The sequence below is a fragment of the Planktothrix mougeotii LEGE 06226 genome (genome assembly GCF_015207485.1).
Taxonomy (GTDB): domain Bacteria; phylum Cyanobacteriota; class Cyanobacteriia; order Cyanobacteriales; family Microcoleaceae; genus Planktothrix.
In genome coordinates, this window is the sequence record NZ_JADEWU010000096.1 from 1 (window position 1) to 20,103 (window position 20,103).

Annotated in this window: 19 protein-coding genes; 8 read left to right on the forward strand and 11 right to left on the reverse strand. The window is 37.6% G+C overall.

Annotated features, from left to right (window positions below; all coding sequences use genetic code 11):
• Positions 1-139: 139 nt before the first annotated feature.
• Positions 140-1,036: an Rpn family recombination-promoting nuclease/putative transposase gene (locus IQ236_RS24535; RefSeq protein WP_193871708.1), complete on the reverse strand. Its 897-nt coding sequence runs from the start codon at positions 1,034-1,036 to the stop codon at positions 140-142.
• A gap of 694 nt (positions 1,037-1,730) precedes the next feature.
• On the opposite strand from IQ236_RS24535, the gene IQ236_RS24540 reads away from it, so the two are divergent.
• Together IQ236_RS24540 and IQ236_RS24545 are read left to right on the forward strand one after the other, a co-directional pair.
• On the forward strand, positions 1,731-2,897 hold the full coding sequence (locus IQ236_RS24540; protein WP_193871709.1) for a pyridoxal phosphate-dependent aminotransferase: 1,167 nt from the start codon (positions 1,731-1,733) through the stop codon (positions 2,895-2,897).
• A gap of 132 nt (positions 2,898-3,029) precedes the next feature.
• Complete coding sequence (locus IQ236_RS24545; protein ID WP_193871724.1) at positions 3,030-4,280, forward strand: RNA-guided endonuclease InsQ/TnpB family protein; 1,251 nt, start codon at positions 3,030-3,032, stop codon at positions 4,278-4,280.
• A 30-nt stretch (positions 4,281-4,310) separates the two neighbouring features.
• On the opposite strand, the gene IQ236_RS24550 is transcribed toward IQ236_RS24545, so the two are convergent.
• Entirely contained in the window at positions 4,311-4,508 is a 198-nt protein-coding gene (locus IQ236_RS24550; protein ID WP_322744350.1) for an acylphosphatase, read from the reverse strand.
• 80 nt (positions 4,509-4,588) lie between these two features.
• Here IQ236_RS24550 and IQ236_RS24555 point away from each other — a divergent pair, with 80 nt between their 5' ends.
• On the forward strand, positions 4,589-6,001 hold the full coding sequence (locus IQ236_RS24555) for a HEAT repeat domain-containing protein (protein ID WP_193871711.1): 1,413 nt from the start codon (positions 4,589-4,591) through the stop codon (positions 5,999-6,001).
• A gap of 549 nt (positions 6,002-6,550) precedes the next feature.
• A complete protein-coding gene (locus IQ236_RS24560) occupies positions 6,551-9,502 on the forward strand; it encodes an EAL domain-containing protein (protein ID WP_228041840.1) in 2,952 nt (983 codons plus the stop codon).
• Here IQ236_RS24560 and IQ236_RS24565 read toward each other — a convergent pair.
• The gene (locus IQ236_RS24565; protein WP_193871713.1) at positions 9,488-9,625 is read right to left on the reverse strand and encodes a hypothetical protein; all 138 of its coding nucleotides are present in this window, start codon (positions 9,623-9,625) and stop codon (positions 9,488-9,490) included. The genes IQ236_RS24560 and IQ236_RS24565 overlap by 15 nt on opposite strands.
• 72 nt (positions 9,626-9,697) lie before the next feature.
• Here IQ236_RS24565 and IQ236_RS24570 point away from each other — a divergent pair, with 72 nt between their 5' ends.
• Positions 9,698-10,897, forward strand: a complete 1,200-nt coding sequence (locus tag IQ236_RS24570) for a DNA cytosine methyltransferase (protein ID WP_193871714.1) — start codon at positions 9,698-9,700, stop codon at positions 10,895-10,897.
• Here IQ236_RS24570 and IQ236_RS24575 read toward each other — a convergent pair.
• From IQ236_RS24575 to IQ236_RS24605, 7 genes are all read right to left on the reverse strand, one after another.
• The gene (locus IQ236_RS24575; RefSeq protein WP_193871715.1) at positions 10,851-11,594 is read right to left on the reverse strand and encodes a restriction endonuclease; all 744 of its coding nucleotides are present in this window, start codon (positions 11,592-11,594) and stop codon (positions 10,851-10,853) included. The two genes, IQ236_RS24570 and IQ236_RS24575, sit on opposite strands and share 47 nt — an antisense overlap.
• On the reverse strand, positions 11,591-11,839 hold the full coding sequence (locus IQ236_RS24580; protein WP_193871725.1) for a helix-turn-helix domain-containing protein: 249 nt from the start codon (positions 11,837-11,839) through the stop codon (positions 11,591-11,593). Before IQ236_RS24580 ends, IQ236_RS24575 begins: the two co-directional genes overlap by 4 nt.
• Positions 11,840-12,030: 191 nt before the next feature.
• A complete protein-coding gene (locus tag IQ236_RS24585) occupies positions 12,031-14,076 on the reverse strand; it encodes a M13 family metallopeptidase (protein WP_193871716.1) in 2,046 nt (681 codons plus the stop codon).
• A 73-nt stretch (positions 14,077-14,149) separates the two neighbouring features.
• Entirely contained in the window at positions 14,150-14,839 is a 690-nt protein-coding gene (locus tag IQ236_RS24590) for a TIGR00266 family protein (RefSeq protein WP_193871717.1), read from the reverse strand.
• 185 nt (positions 14,840-15,024) lie between these two features.
• Complete coding sequence (locus tag IQ236_RS24595) at positions 15,025-16,824, reverse strand: DnaJ domain-containing protein (RefSeq protein WP_193871718.1); 1,800 nt, start codon at positions 16,822-16,824, stop codon at positions 15,025-15,027.
• 143 nt (positions 16,825-16,967) lie between these two features.
• Complete coding sequence (locus IQ236_RS24600; RefSeq protein WP_228041841.1) at positions 16,968-17,417, reverse strand: hypothetical protein; 450 nt, start codon at positions 17,415-17,417, stop codon at positions 16,968-16,970.
• Between the two features lie 59 nt (positions 17,418-17,476).
• On the reverse strand, positions 17,477-17,977 hold the full coding sequence (locus IQ236_RS24605) for a hypothetical protein (protein WP_193871719.1): 501 nt from the start codon (positions 17,975-17,977) through the stop codon (positions 17,477-17,479).
• Positions 17,978-18,034: 57 nt separating this feature from the next.
• On the opposite strand from IQ236_RS24605, the gene hypE reads away from it, so the two are divergent.
• The 3 genes from hypE to IQ236_RS24620 are packed head-to-tail and all read left to right on the forward strand — an operon-like array spanning position 18,035 to position 19,548.
• The gene (gene hypE / locus IQ236_RS24610; protein WP_193871720.1) at positions 18,035-19,081 is read left to right on the forward strand and encodes a hydrogenase expression/formation protein HypE; all 1,047 of its coding nucleotides are present in this window, start codon (positions 18,035-18,037) and stop codon (positions 19,079-19,081) included.
• Between the two features lie 24 nt (positions 19,082-19,105).
• Complete coding sequence (locus IQ236_RS24615) at positions 19,106-19,327, forward strand: type II toxin-antitoxin system HicA family toxin (protein WP_193871721.1); 222 nt, start codon at positions 19,106-19,108, stop codon at positions 19,325-19,327.
• A complete protein-coding gene (locus IQ236_RS24620; protein ID WP_193871722.1) occupies positions 19,324-19,548 on the forward strand; it encodes a type II toxin-antitoxin system HicB family antitoxin in 225 nt (74 codons plus the stop codon). Before IQ236_RS24615 ends, IQ236_RS24620 begins: the two co-directional genes overlap by 4 nt.
• A gap of 149 nt (positions 19,549-19,697) precedes the next feature.
• Here the strand turns inward: IQ236_RS24620 and IQ236_RS24625 are convergent, their stop codons facing one another.
• Entirely contained in the window at positions 19,698-19,985 is a 288-nt protein-coding gene (locus IQ236_RS24625; RefSeq protein ID WP_193871723.1) for a hypothetical protein, read from the reverse strand.
• Positions 19,986-20,103 lie beyond the last annotated feature (118 nt).

The window sequence follows — 20,103 nt, forward strand, 5'->3', positions numbered from 1 at the left end:
CTAACAGAGACGCGCTAACAGAGACGCGCTAACAGAGACGCGCTAACAGAGACGCGCTAACAGAGACGCGCTAACAGAGACGCGCTAACAGAGACGCGCTAACAGAGACGCGCCATGGCGCGTCTCTACAGGAGACTTTTTAACTAGGAGTTTCCTGTTTTTGTCTCAATTGTTGGATTTGTTCTATACTTAATCCGGTGGTTTGGCTGATAGTTTGATCATCTAATAAGCCGATTAATTGTTGAGCAATTTCGAGTTTAGATTCTTCCTTTCCTTGTTCAATTCCTTGTTCAATTCCTTGCTTTAATGCTTCTTCTCTGGCTAATTTCACGGCTTTTTTAATCGCATTCCGTTGATCATAAATATAGATTTCCCGTTTTTCTAAATCTTCGAGTTCTTCCGGGGTTAAAGTGGTTTCGTTGGCAATGGTAAAGGCTTTTTGCAGTTCAGGAATCTGTGCCATTGTTTGAGGAACAGTTTCTAAAGTTTTAGCACTTTTAATAAAATAGATCCATTTATCGGTTAAGGTTTCTAACTCATGAATTGAGGTATTAAATTTGGGAAGTTCTACAAAAACTAATTCAATATCATAAATCAGATAATCCACTAAAAACTCTTTTTCTTTTAAAACGAACCGAGAAATGACCTTATCCAGATGGGGAAACATTTCAAAATCTGTAATTGTAACGGCAATAACTGGATTTAATAAGGTGTAATCTTCTCCACTTTTTAACTGAATTGAATAAGCTTTAGCTGCATTATATAAAATTCGTTTTTCAAATCCTTCAATATTCAAAATCTGCATTTCAATAATAACGGTTTTATTTCCCGTTATCGTGGCTTTGACATCTAAATAAGTATCTTTAATCCCTCTAATTTTAGGGGCTTGATAGGGATTGAGAATGGTTAAATCTTCAATCTGCGGATTATCAGGATAAAGAATACTATTCAAAAAACTGATTAAAATATCTTTGCTATCTTCAGAGCCAAATATTTTTTTAAAGGCAAAGTCGGTTTTAGGATTAATAAATCTCATATAGCAATCCTATTTTATGGGGGTTAAAAATTTCTGATCAACAGGGAACAGGGAACAGGGAACAGGGAACAGGGAACAGGGAACAGGGATAAATTTCAAATTTTCTTAACTTTTAACCCGTAACAATTCCTCCTCAAGATTAAGAGATTAAGATTTGCTGTAGAAAAAGAGAAGCAATTCTAATACAATGTTATCAGAAAAATGGGTTTAAAACCCCTAAATTCTACTTGGGCTTTTTATTGGGTTGTCTATTGACATCCGATTGTGCTACCATTTCCAGTAACAGGAAAGGTAAAAAACCTGTCTAAAAACCTAGTCACCTAACGGTAAAACGCTGAACCTTGACAATTGAATCTATAGGGTTCTACTGCACAGTTTTAGTTTCTTCCCAGCAGTGGGTAAAAGATTCATAGGAGCTAGACAACCAGTTTTTTTGAAACAAATTTGTTTCAAGTAAAAAAGACAAAGCAGCAATGCGAATAGGGTAGGGCATACCCAAATTTACGCAAGGGCGTGAATCCCACCTCTGGTTAAAGCACGGCAAGGTACTTTAATTAAGTGGTTTCGTTGAACCCAGAATCCCCACGCCTTTAGGCACAGGGAGTGTCAACATCTTATAACAACAGGGTTGCCGTTAGGCAATCTCCCTCCTAAAATCTAAATCTTGAACCAGAAAATTAGAGATTATTAAAATATGAAGCTAGCAGCGCGAGTAGAAAAGGTTCCGCCGTCTGTAACGCTGGCGATCTCAGCGAAGGCCAAAGCCATGAAAGCTGAGGGGATGGATGTCTTAAATTTTAGCGTAGGCGAACCGGACTTCGATACCCCTAAGCATATTGTTGCTGCGGCTAAACAAGCCTTGGACGAGGGAAAAACTCGCTATGGCCCAGCAGCAGGGGAACCAAAACTCCGATCATTAATTGCTCAAACCTTAAGTCAAGAAACAGGTTTAGACTATAAAAGTGAGAATATTGTTGTTACCAATGGCGGTAAACATTCCCTTTATAATTTAATGGTAGCGGTGATCAATCCTGGGGATGAAGTTATTATTCCGGCGCCCTATTGGTTAAGCTATCCTGAAATGGTAAAACTGGTAGAAGGAATTCCCATTATTGTTCAGACGGGTGCAGATACGGGTTATAAAATTACACCTGAAATGCTGCGTCAAGCCCTTACCCCGAAGACGAAACTTTTTGTTTTGAATTCTCCTTCAAATCCAACCGGAATGGTTTATACGCCGGATGAAATTCGCGCCTTAGCTGAGGTGGTTGTTGAAACGGGTATTTTAGTGGTTTCGGATGAAATTTATTCTAAGATCATTTATGATGATGCCCAACATTTAAGTATTGCAGCGGCTCATCCCGAAAGCTATAAATCCACTTTAATTAGTAGTGGTTTTGCTAAATCTTTTGCGATGACCGGGTGGCGCATTGGCTATTTAGCGGGAGATGTGAATATTATTAAAGCGACAACCCGTGTTCAAAGTCATAGTACCTCTAATGTTTGTACATTTGCTCAATATGGTGCGGTTGCTGCGTTAGAAAACTCTCAAGATTGTGTTGAAGAAATGCGGTTAGCATTTGCCAAACGGCGAGAGGTTATGTTTGAGTTATTAAATGCAATTCCAGGGATTAGTTGTCTAAAACCGGATGGCGCATTTTATATGTATCTCAATATTAGCAAAACTGGTTTAACGTCTGTTGACTTCTGTAATTTGTTACTAGAAGAACAACAGTTAGCCGCCGTACCGGGTGAAGCTTTTGGAAATGATGACCATATTCGTTTATCCTACGCAATGGATTTAACCACCATTGAAAAAGGAATTAAACGTTTAGAGGAGTTTGTTAACTCTAAAATTTAGAGGGATTTAAGGGGGTGTTAGAAGTTGGATATTGTTGATTGTCAACCCTTAACACCCCTGTCAATATCGAATTTCAAACCCTTGTAAACCCTCTGGTTCTTCAAAATTATCCGCATTCAATTAATGCTAAAGATGTACGGCTGTCAACAGGTTCTAATTCATACCAGTCCTGATATTGAGGCAATTATCGAGTATCTTTGCTCAGAATCTAACAAGATCTACAATTGCGCTCTTTATTACGCTAGGCAAATGTTTTTCAAAAAGCAGGTTTTTGTTAACAGGGGAGCCGTTTGTTCTGAAATGTCTAAAAGTGCAAACCTGCATTTTAAGGCAATGTATGTTTCTTCTGCTCAACAAACCTGTAATTCAGTAGTGGAAGCCATGAGTTCTTATAAAGAACTTCTGAAGTTATGGAGAACTGGAAAGCTAGAAGAAAAGCCCCGTCCTCCTCAATACAGGAAGCAAGGGCTATTTACAGTTTCCTATCCGGTTCGATGGTTGAAGTTAACCCCAGAGGGAATTAGAATTCCGTTAGGAAATCAGGTTAAAGCATGGTTTGGGATTGATTCATTTTTATTACCCATGCCATCTAACCTGAACTGGAATTCAATCAAAGAAGTTCGCATTCTTCCTCGGAATCAATGTTTTTATGCCGAGTTTGTTTATCTAGTTCAAACAGAAAATATTGAACTAGATAAAAACAAGGTATTAGGAATAGATCATGGAATCGATAACTGGTTAACTTGTGTAAGTAACATAGGAACCAGTTTTATTGTTGATGGTAAGCACTTAAAATCTTTGAATCAGTGGTATAACAAACAAATTGCTGATCATAAAAATGGTAAACCCCAAGGTTTTTGGAGTAATGCTTTATCTGCTCTAACTGAAAAACGGAATCGTCAGGTTAGAGATGCTATTAATAAAGCCGCCAGGGTGGTTATTAACCCTTGTCTCAAAAATAGTATCGGTCGCATTGTTTTTGGTTGGAATAAAGGACAAAAAGATGGTGCTACCCTTGGGAAGAAAGGGAATCAGAAATTTATTCAGATTCCCACCGCCCGATTAAAATCTCGAATCCAAGAACTTTGTTCTCGTTATGGAATTGAGTTTATAGAAACTGAGGAATCTTATACCTCAAAGGCTAGTTTTCTTGATCATGATTTTCTTCCTGAATTCGGTGAAAAACCCGACAATTGGAAGCCGTCAGGAAAACGAGTTAAACGAGGTTTATACCGCACTGCATTCAATCAATATGTCAATGCTGATTGTAATGCAGCAGCCAATATCATTCGTAAAGTATCGGCAACATTGGGATTAAATCTTAATGGAGTCAGTAGTGGCGCATTGACTACGCCATTAAGAGTTCGTATTTGGACTACTTAAGAATCCTCGTCGCTTGATTCGCGAGGAGTGTCAACATTGAATTATTCCATCCACCCTGTTTTGATGTCCTTCAAAGACCGCCTCGACTCGACCATCTGCTAGATTTCTCACCCAACCCTGAACTCCTCGCTCAATGGCTTGTTTTTGGGTGTAGTAGCGATATCCCACCCCTTGCACTTGTCCCGATACAAAAACGTGAGCGCGAACGATAATAGATTCAGATGGCATTTGCATTGACGAATGAAGATAAGCAACATATACATATCTTGAGAGATTATATTCGTTTTGGATTAAATAGGAGTGATTTTATGGTTTGGGGCAATTTAGTGGTGATGTTAATTATTGGGGTTGTGGTTGGGGTGGGAATTGCCTATCTGGTGCTTCAACAACAGAACTCTAAGCAAAAAGAAGGTATAGAAGAGAGAATTCGGCGGGAACGGGAGGAACAGGAAAAATCCCATCAGATTCGTCAACAACAAACGATTCAACAGTTACAACAGGAACATCAAAACCAACTTCAGCAAATTAGACAAACGGTAGAAACTGAATATCTTGTTGAACGGGAACAGATGGGGATGCAGTTACAGGAAAAGGACTCTCAAATTCAACAGATGAGTCAATCTCTGGCTGCATCTGAAGCTCAAGTTACAGAACTTAATCAACAGTTGACTCAGTATCAAACTCTCGTGGAACAACTGACGGCTGAATTGGAAGCAACTCAAGCACAGGTTGAACAACTGAGTCCATCTTCGGTTGAGGAAGAGGTTGAATCTTCTATTGAGGTAGAAGAAGATACAACTCCAGCCATAGAACTAACCCTAACGTTACCGGAAACACCAGAGGAAACTTCTTTTGTTGAGGAGGAAGTAGCGGAAACACCACTCACTGTTATTGAAGTAGAATCTCCAATTTCTTCAGAAATTATTACTGAGTCTACCATTGCAGAATCTCCAATTTCTTCAGAAATTATTACTGAGTCTACCGTTGCAGAATCTCCAATTTCTTCAGAAATTATTACTGAGTCTACCATTGCAGAGTCTCCAATTTCTTCAGAAATTATTACTGAGTCTACCATTGCAGAATCTCCAATTTCTTCAGAAATTATTACTGAACCTACCGTTGCAGAATCTCCAACTTCTTCAGAAATTATTACTGAACCTACCGTTGTAGAATCTCCAACTTCTTCAGAAATTATTACTGAACCTACCGTTGTAGAATCTCCAACTTCTTCAGAAATTATTACTGAACCTGCTATTATTAAAGCAGAAAAAATCACATTACCCCCAACAAAAGCAACTTCAGAAGAACAATTAATTGATCAGATTCTGACTATTGGAGCATCGGGAAACTTAGCGGCAATTAACACCTTAACAGGATATGTTCAACATCCTAATGCTCAAGTCCGTTATTCTATTGCAGCAACGTTAGGAAAACTCACCGCGTCTCGTCGCCTAAGTCGGGAAGTACAACAAACGATTCCTATTTTGACTCGTCTGAGTCAAGATCTTGATCCCCGTGTCCGTCAAGAAGCGATTATTGCATTAGGATATATCCCCTCTCATCAAGTTATTCCCATTTTACAAAAGGCATTGCGAGATCCTCAAACTTCCGTGGCACAATCTGCTAGTATTGCCTTAAATAAATTCAAGGTTTATCGCGTTCGCCCGAAATCTCAACCTAAATCTTTAATGGTGAAAAAACCTAAATTTTCCCAAGAATAGGCAATAGTCAAAATTTCCTAGAAATACCTGTTGATTAATCATCAGTAGCCAACATTTAAGTATTTCAGATTCCCTATTCCCTATTCTCTATTTCTTCTAACACTCTTAAGAAATAATATTCTTAAGAGTGTATCATAAAATTAAATAGTCCTAAAACTCTAAAAACTTCTTATTATAGTTAAATAAATTACCTAACCACATGATATGAATTAGCTTAAGATGTGAGATAGATCACTGACAGTTTTAAGATTAGAGTAAGGTTAAAATTTTACAAATTAATTTAAAATAATCTTTATTGTTTAAAAAAAAATATTAAATTCAGAGAACGTTATACTAAAATATGAGATAGAATTGACACTTCTCCCCAAAATTATCTAAATTATCAATTAATCATTCAAGATTCCTAGAATCCAGATTCATACAACCTTGTCTAATGTCCTCTGCTTTTGCTCTAGGCGAAATCTTGAAAGATTGATTATTGTTATTGTTACACTTCCAACCGACTCAAGGGATTGAGTAGAACTTTTAATCTAATTCTATATGGGTGCAATGCAAAGAAAAACACAAAACCTTCAAACCTTTGCCGTCAAAGGATCTGCTCTGGGATTCTTAATTGTAGGTTTGTTAATTTTCCTAGGAAGTTTATTTCCTTTTTATTCTCGCCTCAAACATCAGGAAGAACCCCCCGTCCTGTTAGAACATCAGGAGCAAATTCTGCCTCCCCCTGCTGAGGAAAGTGATGATGATCAAACAATTCATGCAGCACTCTGGACGACCGCCAGTATTTTAATGGGGGTAATTGCCATTGGTGCAAGTTACCTCGTGCTCATGATTCGTCCGCTTATGAATCAAATGCAGGCAGAAATCCTTGAACGTCAAAAAGCCGAAACTGCTTTACGCAAAGAAAAAGACTTTACTCAAACTTTATTTGATGCTAATCCTGCCTTTTTTATTGTCTTAGATGCCGATGGAAAAGTGCAACTGATGAACGATATGATGCTGAAAACCTTGGGTTATAACCTAGAAGAAATTAAGGGAACTGATTATACAGCAACGTTTGTTCCCCGTCGCAATGGTGATTCTTTACCCTGGGTTTTTGAATTGATGATTCAACGCCGTTTACCCATTCGTACTGAAGAACGAATTTTAACCAAAGACGGTCAAGAATTGATTGTTGAATGGCATGGTCGGGCAATTTTTAATGAAGAAACGGATGAATATGAATATTTTGTCGGTGCGGGATTAGATATTACAGAACGCAAACGTGCAGAAGAAGAATTACTCCTTTTACAACGAATTACAAAAGAAGTTAGTGTCGCCTGTAATTTTGAGTCTGCTTTAGAGGTAGCATTGCGATTAGTCTGTGAAACAATCGGTTGGGAATTTGGAGAGGCTTGGGTTCCCCATCCTTACGGAAAGTATCTCGAATGTAGCCCGATTGGATATAATCGAGGAGAAAATTTAGAAGAATTTCAACGCCTGAATCAACAGTATATATTCCAACCCAATCAAAGCCTAACTGGACGCATTTATTCTTCTCAACAACCGGAATGGATATTTGATATTGAACAAGAATCACCCGATCACTTTACGCGCAAAGAAATTGCCATCAAGTTTGGTCTTAAAGCCGGGTTTGGTGTACCTATTGTTGTTGATCATGAAGTTTTAGTCGTTTTAATATTTTTTACAATAACAAATAAGCCAGAAGATAAACGATTATTGAATTTAATTTCCTCCATTGCCACTCAGTTAGGAACCGTATTTCAACGAAAACAAGCAGAAGCAAAATATCGTAGTATTTTTGAAAATGCAGTTGAAGGCATTTTTCAAATTAGCCGCGATGGAGAATATATCCGAGTTAATCCAGCTTTCGCCACGATTTTAGGATATTTGTCTCCAGATGCTTTAACTGGAGATAACTCATTTATTCGAGAAGTATTTGTTAATCATCAAGATTTTTATCAAATGATTGATTTACTCAATCAACACCATGAAATTTCTAATTTTGAAGCCCAGGTTTATCGCCATGATCATAGTGTGATTTGGATTTTTGCCAATGTGAGAGCAATTTTAGATGGAAAAAAACAGCATATTTTATATTATGAAGGTTCAATTGTTGATATTACCAGCTTTAAGCAAACGGAAGAAAAACTTCGTTATAGTGCCTCCCATGATTCTTTAACAACTTTATGGAATAGAGCCTTTTTTGTTGAACGGCTTCAACAGGCTATTATTCAATGTCAAGAACAACCCGGTTATCATTTTTCTGTGTTATTCTTAGATTTAGATGGATTTAAGTTTATTAATGATAGTTTAGGACACGGAAGCGGAGATCAATTATTAATTGCAATTGCTAAACGGCTGAAAACTTGTTTAAGAAATCAAGATATTTTAGCCCGATTAGGGGGGGATGAGTTTACAATTTTATTAGAAAATGTGGGTTTTCCCGAAGAAGTCAAAGAGATTGCTGAACGAGTCCAACAGTCTCTCAAAAAAACCTTTAATTTGAACGGAAATCAAATTTTTACTGGGAGCAGTATTGGTATTGTTCACAGTTCCTCGGAATACCTGTTACCTTCAGAAGTATTACGGGATGCTGATACCGCCATGTATCGAGCAAAACAGCAAGGAAAAGGCTGTTATGTCGTGTTTGATGCAACCATGCGAACCGATGCTTTAAGGCGGTTACAGTTACAAACGGATCTGCGTTGGGCGATTGAAAAAAATCAATTTCAACTCCGTTATCAACCGATTATTAATTTAGAAAATGGGGAAATTTCTGGGTTTGAAGCCTTATTGCGTTGGGAACATCCCCAAGAAGGTTTTATTTCTCCGGCTGAATTTATTCCTGTGGCGGAAGAAGCCGGATTAATTGTTGATATTGGGGAGTGGGTTTTACGACAAGCTTGTCGCCAATTACGCGAATGGAAACAGAAATTTAATTGTCATCCTCAATTAAGGATGAGTGTTAATTTATCGGGTCAACAATTTACATCGGATTTAAGTCAAAAAATTGATCGGATTTTGACAGAAACGGAAGTAATGGGATCGGACTTAAAATTAGAAATTACAGAAACGGCAATTATGTCTGATCCTCAATTGGCGATCGCTACTTTAAATGAACTCAAACATCGAGAAATTAAACTTTGTATTGATGATTTTGGAACCGGATATTGTTCCTTGGGATATTTACATCAATTTCCAGTGGATGTTTTAAAAATAGATCGTTCTTTTGTTAGTCAAATGTTCTTAGATGAAAATAAACGTGAATTAGTTAAAGTTATTGTGGCTTTGGCCCATAGTTTAGGGATGGATGCGATCGCAGAGGGTATTGAATCTCAAGAACAATTATATCAATTAAAATCCCTGGAATGTCAATATGGTCAAGGCTATTATTTCTCTAAACCTCTTAATGCTCAAGAAGCCGAACGCTTATTAAATCAATCTTCAATGGCTGAGAAATTTTATCGCCAAGAGTCAACCGTTTTACTCAAAATATAAACGGTTCAGTTCACTCAATTCACGGACTCTATTGGGTTCAATTGTCCGTTTTACAGATGGCGATCGCACCCTTTGATTCCATTCATTTAAAAAAGTCTCATAGGCGTGATTAATTTTTTGCATAACCGCGATCGCTTCTGATTTAATGTTATAATCAGGATAATATTTAGGCTAATTAATCATAGGCTTGTTTAAATGGATTTACAGTTATCTTTATTTACCCCTACACAAACAGAATCTACTCCTAAAAAACAAAAAAAAGCAAAATCAGGTCGCTATGAAAAACTTCAACGACAACTATTAACAACTCAACGTGATCCCTATCAAGCTTTTATTGATATTGACAATCAGTCTGTATCCTCATTTAACTATAACTTTATCGATCTTTTTTGTGGTGCAGGGGGATTTACTCAAGGTTTAGTCCAAGCCAAATTTAATCCTGTAGCTAGTATTGAAATTAATTCCATTGCTTCAGCAACTCATCAAAATAATTTTCCCAGTTGTAATCATTTTTGTGGTGATATTCATGAATTCAATCCAATAAAATCTTTAGAAAAATTGCATTTCCCCCCGATTCATCTTGTTGTGGGGGGCCCTCCCTGCCAAGGATTTTCTGTTGCCGGAAAACGAAACCCCGATGATCCTAGAAATAACTTATTTAAACAGTTTATTCGTGTTGTTTCAGAAATTTCGCCTTGGTACGTTGTGATGGAAAATGTACCCGGTATTCTAACAATGAAAAATGGAAAAATTAAACAAGAAGTATTTGAACAATTTCAAGCCATAGGTTACTCCAATATTTCAGTTGTTATTCTTGAATCTGCTGCCTATGGAGTCCCTCAAGTTCGACCTAGAGCGATATTTATTGCCAATCGATTTGGACTCCAAAACCCTTATCCCAAACCTCAACTTTTACCCGAACAATATCAACCGATTGAATCCGCTATTTCTGATCTTCCTGAGTATACACCCATTCCTGAAATTAATCATGAATGGACTCGCCATTCTCCTGAATATATGCAGCGAATTGCACAAGTTCCCCCCGGAGGTTCTCTCTATGAAACTTATCTTGATGCGTTCAAACGTCAATATCCAGGTAAACCCAGTATGACCATAAAAGAAAATCACGGTGGAACTCATATTCACCCTTATCTTAATCGAGTCATTTCTGCCCGTGAAATGGCTAGATTACAGTCATTTCCTGATACTTTTATCTTTGCAGGAACGATGAAAAAAGCGATGTGGCAAATTGGAAATGCAGTTCCTCCCCGTTTAGCAGAATGTATTGGATATGCTCTTATTCCTTATTTAGACAGTATTAGTTTAGGGAAAGAGAAAGAGTTATCAACTATTCCAAAAACTTCTGAGATTCAACTTGCTTTAGAGTTGCATTAAGAGCCGTTCGCCAAGCTTCAAAATTATACCATCCGCAACCAACACATCCTTGCTCTGCTTCTGAACCCGATTGAGGAATATCATCAGGCCAGTTCTCATTTCCAAAATACCAAAACTCGATTCCTAATGGTGTTCCTCGGTTCCCTGTTTCAATACATTTTTCACAACTTCTTGACTTTAAAAGATTATGATTCCCAGAACTATCTTTTTTGAGGAGTTGAAATTTATTCCTAATTTCAGTTTCACTCATATTAACATCATGATTCGGTTCACTTTTACCCCAACGTTCCATCGGAAAACGATGATCAATAACTAACTCATGAGGCAACCGTTGCCGATTTTCAATCACGTCTATATAATTGTAAATCTCTAAAACTCTTTTCACTAATTTAGAAGGAATATTAGCAGAAGCATTCGCTTCTCTAGTTTCCCCTGTCCATCGATCCCAAATTGTAATTTTTTGGCAAACTTGACAAATTTCTCGCTTGGTTTCAATCACTAACCCTGGACGACCGCTTCTATTTCCTCGTTCTAAACCTTGAATTCCACCACCTCCAGCGTATTGATTAGAAGCAACTTTTTTCCCTTCACAGTTGCGACAATGCCACTGTTGATCAAATAATAAATCGAAAACTTTAGACTGTGATGAACCTGATTTAAGTTTAGATTTAAAACTTTCTGCTGATTCTCGGTTCACTCCACATTCCTCATCTCTGTTTCTAAGTTCTCAAGCAGTTCTGAAACAGTAATATTCAAACCACTAGCAAGAGAAACTAGAACTGTTAAAGAGGGGTTTCTTACACCCCGTTCGAGTCCAGATATATAGGTTCGATCTAGGTGAGAACGTAACCCTAACTCCTCTTGAGAAATTCTGATAGACATTCGATATCGTCTGATCAAAATTCCTAAAGCCTTTAAAACTTGTGTTTTAGACTGTTCCATGAAATTATAATCAGCTTTCATGGACGATCAGTCTACGGACGATCAGTCACATTTTGAGCAAAGGCTAACTGATTAGGGTTTTACAGATGGCGATCGCACCCTTTTATTCCATTCATTTAAAAAAGTCTCAATGCACAAATATGAATTAAAGTTGGGTTTGAGGTATAAAACCCAACTTATTAATAGTTAACCTACCAAATGATAGTTAATTCTTCAGGATCACGCCATAAAGGATCACCTTTTTTAATATTAAAAGTAGTGAAAAATTCCGGCACATTCACCACAGGGCCAGTCACCCGAAATTGACTCGGAGGATGGGGGTCAGTCAGCACTGTTTGACGTAACATTTCGGGTCGCCATTTAGATTTCCACATCTGTCCCCAAGCCATAAAGCAACGTTGATTTGGGGTATAACCGTCAATTTTGGTAGATTGTTGTTGATCGGTTAATTGACGTTGTAAAGCTGAAAAAGCAATAGTAATACCCCCTAAATCAGCGATATTTTCTGTTAGGGATAACTTACCATTAACAAATAACCCAGGCAAGGCTTCATATTTGTTATATTGTTCTACTAATTGATTGGCTTTGGCTTCAAATTTTTGAGCATCTTCTGGTGTCCACCAATCTTTAAGATTACCATTAGGATCAAAAAGACGACCACGACTGTCAAAACCATGAGTAAATTCATGGGCAATTACCGCACCTATTGTGCAATAATTAACGGCATCATCAAGATTAGCATCAAAGAAAGGCGGTTGTAAAATACCCGCAGGAATTTCGATCCGATTGTTTTCCATATTATAACCGGCATTCACCTCTGTGGGTCTTGATAAACCTGTGAACAGTTCAGGCTTGACAGGTTGCCCTAATGTATCTAAATTCCGCCGAATTTGCCATTGATTTAATCTCATCAAATTTCCGAAATAATCATCACGATCAATGCTAACCGCAGAATAGTCAATCCATTTTTCAGGATAACCCACATAGATATTCATATTCGCCAACTTGTTGAGGGCTTGTTGACGAGTTGCTTCACTCATCCAGGGATTGTTTTCCAAACGTATCTTAAATTCTGCTTTAATGTCTTGTACCATTTCCTCTGCTTTTGCTTTAGTTGCAGATGGAAAATATTGCTCTACAAACAATTGTGCTGTAGGATGATCTAACATAGTTCTGACCATTTCCCCAATTTCTTGATCACGGCTTTGGGGTTTTTGAATACCTTGTAAGGTCTTTTTAGAAAAATCAAAATTTGCTTGAGCAAAGTCTTGACTGAGGGCAAAGGCAGAAATATTTAATAATTGCCAATGCAAATAGGTTTTCCAATCATTTAAGGAGCGCTCACCTAACAATTGATCAAAAGCTATTATATATTTGGGGTCATTGACAATAATCTCTTTGAGATTGGGTAAAGCAAGTGTTGCAAAATATTGATCCCAATCAATATTGGAGGTTTTAGCCTTTAGTTCTGTCAACCCCATTTTATTATAGGTGAGATTGATATCGGCTTGTTCCGTGGGAGTTAACATGATTTTAGCTAGGGATGTTTCTAGTTCTAAAATCATTTGCGCTTCATTCCTGGCTTGATCAGATGTTTTACCTGCCAGTTCTAAAATTTTGGTAATATAAGCAAGGTAAGTTTTTCTCTGTTGAGAATAGTCTGGACTCAAATAAAAATCCTTACCTAAAGGTAAAAATGATTGCAGATAGAAAGCATTAACATCTGATTGTTTCATATCTGGACTAACTGAGGCATACAAAAATGATGGCATCCCCATTAAATTTTGATGGGCAATCAAAGATATTAATTCTTGTTTTGATGATACTGCATCAATTTTTGCCAGTTCTGGTTTGATCGGGGAAATCCCCAATTTATTGATCAGTTCTGTATTGATTCCTGAAGCGTAAAAATCACCGACTTGCTGAATAATACTACCTTTTGGTGCAGTAGCACTTTTCACCGCCGCTTCTTTCATGATTTTTTGAATTTTTTGGCTATTTTGATCAAAAGCATCACTAAAACTATCGATATTTGATTTATCATCAGGAATAACGGCGTTTTTCAACCAATTACCGACAGTAAAATTGTAAAAATCGTCTTTTGGACTAAGGGATGAATCCATATGATTGATAGAAAATCCAATCTCTTTGTCCGTTGCTTTTGCGAATGCTTGATAGGCCAATATAGGAGCGCTGATCAGAAGAGAAATGAAAAATAAACGATAAAGAAGTTTCATGATCACTTTAAAAACTCTGGTTATTGAGAAGAAAGGGGGATTAAAATATAGCAAGCCTACAGCCTTTTATTAGCTACTGCTGGTTGGTACTGGTACTTTGGGGTAGTTTAGGAATCAGCCAGGAGAGGAATTGATCCTGCGATCGCGTTTGCACCAAAAACTTCCCAGGGCCAGTTAGATCAGCTACAAACCCTTCACCGCTAAATAGAAAGCTTTTCATCCCCCCAATCGAGCGGGTTTTGAAGGGCATGGTTTCGGGTAATGCCACCAAATGTCCGGTATCAATGGTGTAAGACTGTCCGGCGGCTAGGGTAATTTCGTGAATGGCCCCATAGGACGAAACCACCATCTTGCCGCGACCCTGCGCTCGTAGCATGAACAGCCCGCCACCCGTACCAAAGAAAGACTTGGAGCCCCCCCATTTAGAGTCAATTTCAAGGCTAATATCGGAGGCAACATAGGCTCCTGATTGTACCAACATCGGCTCAGTAATATCCAGCGTTATCAGATCGCCGGGTAAGCCAGGGGCCACTAGAACTTCCCCCCCTTGCGCTGGTGCGGTGTAGATATTTTGGAAAAAGCTTTCACCCCCTAGAAATGCCCGTCCTAGAGACTTGAGAAAACCCCCTGTAGCTTGGGTCTGCAAGGTGACTCCACTGGACATTCCCACCATCGAAGCCGCTTCAACCTGCACTTGTTCTCCGCCTAAAAGCTTTACACGCCCTAGGGTGTAGGCGTGTTGATACATTAATTCAACTTCCATAACAAACACTCCCTCATGGTGATCACTTAATTTTTTATTCTGTTCCATCGGTGTGCAACGGATACAGAAAAAATGGCTTAATCAACTGGAATAATAGTGTGTTTGTTGTAATTCGATCCCGATATTCAGAAAAACTTAATCTTTAAGATACTATCTCCGATAATTTTACAACTCTCTCTTGTTTTTTATGGATGCGATCGCACCCTTTGATTCCATTCATTTAAAAAAGTCTCATAGGCGTGATTAATTCTTTGCATAACCGCGATCGCTTCTGATTTAATGTTATAATCAGGATGATATTGTTTTGCTAATTGATAATAGGCTTGTTTGACTTGATTTGGTGTTGCCTTGGGATTTACCCCTAATACTTGCCACCAATTTTGATAACATTCAGATGCGATTAATTCTGGTAAACTTAATTGTTGATACCACAGTTGTAAAATCCCCTTTTGACTTCCACTAACTAATCGTTGACCATCGGGACTAAAGGCAACGGGAGAACAACCGGAGAGCGTTTGCAATAATTCTCCTGTTTTCCAATTCCATAATTTAACCGTTTGATCCACACTTCCACTCGCCAAAATTTTACCATTGGGACTCAAAGCTAGGTCAAAAATAGCAGCAGAATGTCCGGTTAATGTCCGAATTAATTGATAGGTTTTAAGATCCCAGACTTTAATTGTATTGTCAGCACTCGCACTAATTAAGACTTGATCATCAGGACTGAATAAAACAGAAGTCACCCAGTTAGAATGTCCGGTTAAAACAATAGGATTTTCATAGGTTTTGATATTCCAAATTCTAATAGTTTTATCAGCACTCCCACTGGCTACAAATTGACTCTGAGAACAGATAGCAACAGACCAAACTCCATCAGTATGTCCGTTCAAAATTCGTTTAGATTGTCCCGTTTTAAAATACCAAAGTCTAACGGTTTTATCGCTACTTCCACTGATTAAAATTTGATGATCGAGACTAAATACCAGGGAGGTAATAATTCCCATATTTTTTTCAGGAAAATTGAGATCCAATAAAGTTCGATTGAGTTGTCGAGTCTGAAAATTCCAGAGGGTAATTCTACCATTAACGCTTCCAGTAGCAACGACTTCTGAATTAGGACTAATGGCAACTGAATACATCTCATACGGCATAAACCAAGTATATTTTTTCTTAACTGTATTCACATCCCAAATGTGAATATTACGATCATCACTAGCACTGATCAAAGTTTGACTATCAGGACTAAAAGCCACAGCATGAATTGAATTTTGATGTCCGGCTAAATGCTGTGTTTCTGTCCACATTAAATCCGGTGACTGGGGAAAAATAACAAGATTATGATTTTCAATATTAGGTTTTTCTTTATTTGTTTGGGAGGATGATTTCTGTGGATTTTTAATCTTTTGTTTAAGCTGTTTTAATTCATCTTCTAATTCTAAATCATTGAATTTTTGTTTTAATTTTTCTTCTTGAAATTCAGGAATGAGTTCTAATACTTCTAATAATGCGTCGGTATAAAATTCTTGATCTAAAATCCGTTCTTCCATCCGGTCAAAGGCTTGAAACGCTGTTTCTCCGCTTCCGGTAGCATCAATTAATTGGGCAATTCCATATAATCCTAAGCCAACAATTCCGCCAAAAACTCCTAATGTTCCCATGCCAATTCCTACCCCTGTTCCCGCAAATCCTAACCCCATTCCTCCCACAACGGAAGAAATTCCTATGCCAGAAATTGCCCCTAATCCTACTGTACCCCAAGCAATAGAATCCCCTTGATTAATAGCTCTAAATGCGCCATAAGTTGCAGCACCCACCGCCGCCCCCACACCCATTAATGGCATCATTCCTAACCCAATTCCCCCAAAACTTCCCACCAGTCCCACACCACCAATTGTGCTATAAATTCCTGCCCCCGTCGCTGCCCCGACGGTAACAAATGTTGTACCAGTCGTTAAGTTTTGAGAGAAATTATAATAGCTTTTCATAATTTTTTTTGAACCAGATATCGTTAATTGTACAAGATTAGCGTCCACGGTTAAGCTAACTATTTAGGTCTTGCTAAAATTGATTCATCTAACTTATTCCCCTTCGTGATAAAAGAGAGATGTGTAGCTTTTTTAAAGCTCAATTAGTAGAAAAACATCTTGATTTTATCAATTAAATGACTTTGATGAAAAAAATCAATTCCAATTGCTGATTTAATTAGATACAGGAATAAAAAGATCAAAACAGTAACTATTAAGTTTAAAGTAATTAATAAAATAATGGCAGCCACGAAATTGCCAACTTTTGTGATGCCCCGTGTAACGTAATGGCGTTGAATTTTTCGGCGTTCTTTCCCCACTAATAAAACAACATAAAATCGAGAAAGAATTAAGTCAACGTTAAATCTTAAATCTACAATTTTAGGAGAATTTTTAGGAATTGCATGATTTAATATTCTTTTAATTTCATTTAATTGTTCTGGAGTAAAACCAAATAAAATACTAGGTTCTATTTGTTGGATATAGTGTTCGGGTGTTTTGGCATGATAAGGTAATTTATCAATGGGTTCTTTGTGAATAGCTGAAGATTTCATACGGTGTTATCTCCGAATATATACGGAATTTTTACGGATGTTACTTAGGTATAGCTATTCTAAATAAAATTGAATAAGCTATTTTTAAAGATTAACACACCTATTCCTAAAGACAACCCAGATAACAGAGTTAAACAATAAAAACATTGTTGTGGATTTAAGCCTAAAAATTTTAAGGGTTTATGGGCAAATGCTAATCCTAGAACGAGTAAAATAGCGAATAACCACAGTAAAATATAGGTTACAGGCCAAAGCATAATCAGTTTAGGTCGAGTCCCTGACCCAAAGGGAATATCTTTCAATCGAATCGTTATTGGCCAATTTTTGGGCCATACTCGGAAAATAACACCAAAAAATATAATTCCTATGACCCCAGCACTTCCTAATACAATGCCCTCGGAACCTGTTTTGGCTAAATAGAGGATAATGGCTAAGGTGATCACCCAAACCCAGATGGAAACCTGAAATGCAGTTAACAGCCATCCGGCTAAAATATAGCCCAGGATTAAAAGGATGAGATAAAGCCAAACTTTATAAAGCTTAGGGGATAACTGTTTCATCTGCCCCTTCCTCAAATTGTCTTATAAATTCATCTTTATTGTATCAATAACCTATCTATGACATCTAATCAAGACTTTAGTTTAACCTGTCCAATTCCCCTGCAACAATACCCTCATATTTTACTTGCTCATGGCGGTGGGGGTAAACTCATGCGTCAATTAATTGACCAGATGTTTTTACCCACTTTTGGGGATTCAAATCAAGTGGAACATGATGCAGCTACTTTGCAATTAAACGCAAATAAAATAGCGTTTACAACGGATTCTTATGTGGTGAATCCTCTATTTTTTCCTGGGGGAGATATTGGTTCAATGGCTGTTCATGGAACAGTTAATGATTTAGCAATGGCGGGTGCTCGTCCTTTATATTTAAGTGTGGGTTTTATTTTAGAAGAAGGTTTACCGATTCAAACGTTATGGGAAATTATTCTATCGATGAAACAAGCTGCCGAAAAAGCTCAGGTTAAAATTGTTACTGGAGATACTAAAGTTGTTGATAAAGGTAAAGGAGATGGGATTTTTATTAATACATCGGGTATCGGGATTATTGAACATAATTTAACCATTAATCCCCTATCGGTTCAACCGGGAGATGCTGTTATTATTAATGGGGATTTGGGGCGACATGGGATTGCAATTATGGCGGTGCGGGAAGGATTAGAGTTTGAAACAACAATAGAAAGTGATTCTGCACCTGTGGCGGATGTGGTTTTAGAGTTATTAGAAGCAGGAATAGAAATTCACTGTTTACGAGATTTAACACGGGGCGGTTTAGCGAGTACGTTAAATGAAATTGCTACTGCTGCTAAAGTTGAAATTGAAATCAAAGAAACAGCTATTAATGTATTAGAAGAAGTCAAAGGAGCTTGTGAAATTTTAGGATTTGACCCCCTTTATGTTGCTAATGAAGGGCGGTTTGCCGTGTTTGTTCCTGAGAAAGATATTGAAAAAACTTTATCGATTTTACAGGCAAAAATTCCAGAAGCGAGTTTAATTGGTTACGTTAAAACCACTACAATACCTTTAGTTACCCTGCAAAGTACAATCGGAGCAAAACGGATTATTGATATGTTGAGTGGAGAACAGTTACCTCGGATTTGTTAGGGAGTTAATTACTGATGATATTTTATGCCCAAAAAGATTAGAGAACTAAAAAGTCTACTCCTAAAAGCAGGGTTTATCTGTCTACCCGCTAAAGGAAGTCATAGTAAGTGGAAACATTCGGACTTAACTCAAGCTATAATTATAGCGGGTAAAGATGGAGATGATGCTAAACTTTATTTAGAAAAACAGGTTAATCAGGCACTTAATACTTTAAAAAAACTCAAGAATAAGGAGACAGAAAAATGAAATACACAATTATTATTCAATGGTCTGAGGAAGATCAATGTTTTGTGGTATTTTTACCTGAATTTGAGGATATTATGCAGCCTTGTACTCATGGAAATTCTTATCAAGATGCGGTTAATAATGCAGAGGAGGTTATTGAATTATTAATTGAGAGTTATCAAGCAGAAGGTAAACCTTTACCCCATCAGAAAAATTTAGGGCATTTTTCCCAAGTTGCTTAACTTTGTAGGGTGCGTAAGCAACGCGCACGCACCTCATCACACTTAATCAAGGAATATTAGCAACTTTGTAGGGTGCGTAAGCAACGCGCACGCACCTCATCACACTTAATCAAGGAATATTAGCGACCGAGATAGTCACACTACTTTATCTACAATTCACCTGCATCTCGTTTTCGCCAAAATTCATCACGTTCTCTTTGCTGTTGTTTCAGCTTTTCTTTTCTAGCGATTTCTAAATCTTCATTTAACTTGTTAGCAATAGCCTGCTTTAACTGATAACTTTCATAACTACTAACTGTTAAAACAGGTTGAACTAAAGAAACCGCTAAAGCTCCCATAGCCGTATGAATTTTGTCTTTAATTTGTCCTGAATATTGTTGACCTGTCATCACATACCAAGCAAACATTTCACAATTATTCCGATGAATATTAGACATCTCCGAAATAGAAAAGGGAAGGGGGTATAAAGATGGTAAAATGGAATTTTACCCGCCGGGAGAGATGAGTAAATTAAGAGACTATCTGGACAAAAACCCCCAGCAAGCAAAAAGGCTA